Annotated in this window: 1 protein-coding gene; it reads left to right on the forward strand. The window is 73.9% G+C overall.

Features of this window, described 5'->3' with window-relative positions; translation table 11 throughout:
• Positions 1-13: 13 nt before the first annotated feature.
• Positions 14-865: aldo/keto reductase (locus tag LCE31_RS39995; protein ID WP_225023228.1), on the forward strand; the 852-nt coding region annotated here is incomplete at its 3' end.

An 865-nucleotide genomic window follows, 5' to 3' on the forward strand; every position in this document is an offset into this window, starting at 1 on the left:
AGCGTGCTGCCCCATGGACACCAGGACCTTGGGACACAGCGACCTCCGCGTCAGCGCGCTCGGCTTCGGCTGCTGGGCCATCGGCGGGGAATGGCAGGACAGCGAAGGAAAGCCGCTCGGCTGGGGGGCCGTGGACGACGACGAGTCGGTCGCCGCGATCCACCGCGCCCTCGACCTCGGCGTCACCTTCTTCGACACCGCGGACGTCTACGGCACGGGCCACAGCGAACGCGTCCTCGGCCGCGCCCTCAAGGGGCACCGCGACGAGGTCGTCATCGCCACCAAGTGGGGCAATCTCTTCGACGAGGCCACCAGGACCGCGACGGGCGAGGACGCGAGCCCCGCCCACCTGCGCCGCGCCCTCACCGACTCGCTCCGCCGCCTCGGCACCGACCGCGTCGACCTCTACCAGTTCCACCTGGGCGGCGCGGACCCCGAGGAGGCCGCCGCGCTCAGGGACGCCTGCGAGGACCTCGTACGCGAAGGGCTCCTGCGCGGTTACGGGTGGAGCACCGACGACCCCGCGCGTGCCGCCGTCTTCGCCGGGGGACCGCACTGCCTCGCCGTCCAGCACGCCTGCAACGTGCTGGAGGACGCGCCCGAGATGCTCGACCTCAGCGCCGAACGCGGCCTCGCGAGCATCATCCGGGGCCCGCTGGCCATGGGGCTGCTCACCGCGAAGCACGGGTCGGGCAGCCGGGGTGTGCCCGGTGACATCAGGGCCGTTCCTCCGGCCTGGCTCCGGTACTTCGAGGAGGGCGGCGTCCCAGCGCCCGAGTGGGCGGCCCGCGTGGACGCTGTCAGGTCCGTGCTCACCAGCGGCGGGCGCACCCTCGCCCAGGGGGCCCTCGCCTGGCTCTGGGCG

The organism is Streptomyces sp. 8L (assembly GCF_020176795.1).
GTDB lineage: Bacteria > Actinomycetota > Actinomycetes > Streptomycetales > Streptomycetaceae > Streptomyces.